This is a genomic window from Liquorilactobacillus uvarum DSM 19971 (assembly GCF_001434935.1).
GTDB lineage: Bacteria > Bacillota > Bacilli > Lactobacillales > Lactobacillaceae > Liquorilactobacillus > Liquorilactobacillus uvarum.
In genome coordinates this window covers 1-1,979 of the sequence record NZ_AZEG01000081.1, presented here as the reverse complement: position 1 = coordinate 1,979, position 1,979 = coordinate 1, and the positions used below count along the sequence as shown (strand labels likewise).

Annotated in this window: 2 protein-coding genes; one reads left to right on the top strand and one right to left on the bottom strand. The window is 32.1% G+C overall.

What is annotated here, in order from left to right; all coding sequences use genetic code 11:
* The first annotated feature begins 242 nt into the window (after positions 1-242).
* Positions 243-1,103, top strand: coding sequence for an SDR family oxidoreductase (locus FD20_RS12420; RefSeq protein WP_235720387.1), 861 nt, complete (start codon positions 243-245; stop codon positions 1,101-1,103).
* 261 nt (positions 1,104-1,364) lie between these two features.
* Here the strand turns inward: FD20_RS12420 and FD20_RS13940 are convergent, their stop codons facing one another.
* Complete coding sequence (locus FD20_RS13940) at positions 1,365-1,496, bottom strand: hypothetical protein (protein WP_275453079.1); 132 nt, start codon at positions 1,494-1,496, stop codon at positions 1,365-1,367.
* Positions 1,497-1,979 lie beyond the last annotated feature (483 nt).

Here is a 1,979-nt window from a genome sequence, read left to right as displayed (position 1 = left end):
ACAGAATTAGAACGAGTGTTTAGAAAAAGATGTGCCATTTATTGACATAGGAGCACTAAGCTTTCACCGTCTTTACTGCTTTATATAGTAGGTTATTGAATATAAGTAGAGTTTAACAATAAATGTTTACCAAAACAAAGAATTTGTATTTAAAAAGCTAAACCATTACGCTTGGATTAAGTTTTAAATACACGTTCCGTTTTTGAAACCAATATTTTTTAACCCTATTAAGGAGGCTGATTGTGGTGGTAAAAGACCAAGAACCTAAAAAAGATTATTTGATAAACGATACGGAAAAGGAGTTGAAGCATGCACCCTTACTGGAAGATCCAAATTATATTCCAGCTCACAAACTTGAAGGGAAAGTTGCAATAATTACAGGAGGAGATAGTGGTATCGGAGCTGCAACTGCGATTTTGTTTGCTAAAGAAGGCGCAGATATTGTAATAGTGTATTATGAATCTGATAAAGATGCTAATAATATAGCTAAAAGAATACGGGAAATAGGCCGCCAAGTTTTAGTTTTATCAGGGGACATTGCTGATGAAGGCTTTATTAAAAAAATAACAGCAGAAACTTCACAGAAGTTTGGTCATGTTGACATACTTGTCAATAATGCTGGTGAACAACATGTTCACGAACATTTTTTAGATATTCCAATGAGTGAAGTCACAAGAATTTTCAAAACAAATGTTATAGGTATGTTTATGTTGACTAAAGCAATATTTCCTCTATTCCGAGAGGGTGGCTCAATAATAAACACTACTTCTATTACGGCATATGCAGGCTCACCTGTCCTTGTTGATTATTCTGCAAGCAAAGGAGCAATCTTATCTTTTACTCGGTCATTAGCGCAGAATGAAGACATATTAGAAAAAAAGATTAGGGTAAACGCAGTAGCACCGGGGCCAATCTGGACACCACTGATTCCTGCAACTTTTACTTCTGAACAACTAAAAACATGGGGCAAAAGTAATGCACTTAAAAGGCCAGGTCAGGCTTTCGAAGTAGCTCCAAGTTATTTATTTTTAGCAGCTGAAGAAAATAAATATATTACTGGACAAACTATCCATGTTAATGGTGGTTCTGTTGTTAACGGATAACGCTTAATTAGTTGAATTATAAGCGCTCCTTTTATTCTCACAATTTTGCTTAGTGTTTTAGCTTCACTAGCATAAAAATGCTCACTATACTTGTCCAATCTATGTGCACTGTGTACTAGCTATAATAACAACTTGAAATTAAAGTAACCCCTTAGTGATCGGTGATCACTAAGGGGTTACTTAGTTGGCAATTTATTTTAACTAGGTGACCGATATTAATTAATAATTATTTTTTAGGTTTATTTTATATTTGTCTAAAGGTTATTTATTTCGTTGTTCTCCGCCTTTTTTTCCAATCTTTTCATAAAAATCTTTATCATGTGACTTAGCGGTTTCTTCCCCGCCCTTTTTTCCGGCTTCTGAACGAGTTAATTTATCATCTTTATTACTCATAACTTGTTCCTCCTTATCATGATATTTTTTATTAAGCATAAGGTATTACTAATGCATATCACTACCTTTAGGCTTATAGTCATAGTACAGCCTATAGAATTTAAAGTCAAAACATCTGTTTTATTTATTTTGATTGAAATTATTGCCAAAATAACATACTTTAAATTCTCTTTACTTAGAAGGCTAATTATTTTATTTTAAAACACTGGCCATAATTTGAGGTTTTTCCCGAATGTATAAATAATTTTAGAAGAGACTACAATTTGCCGTAAAATTTAAAAAAGAATGTTAACAAGGTGAAAGCGCCATTATTATGTAGTATAATTAAAAACACTTTTATATAGATAATAAAAAATCTGGATAACCAAAATTTTACAAACTATAATTATCGAAAAAAACAATTTCTTTGGTTTTTAGAATGTTGTTTAGCTTTTAAAGTGTTTCTTTTAAGTGTACCCAGGTGGTACACTTTTTTAGTTGTGT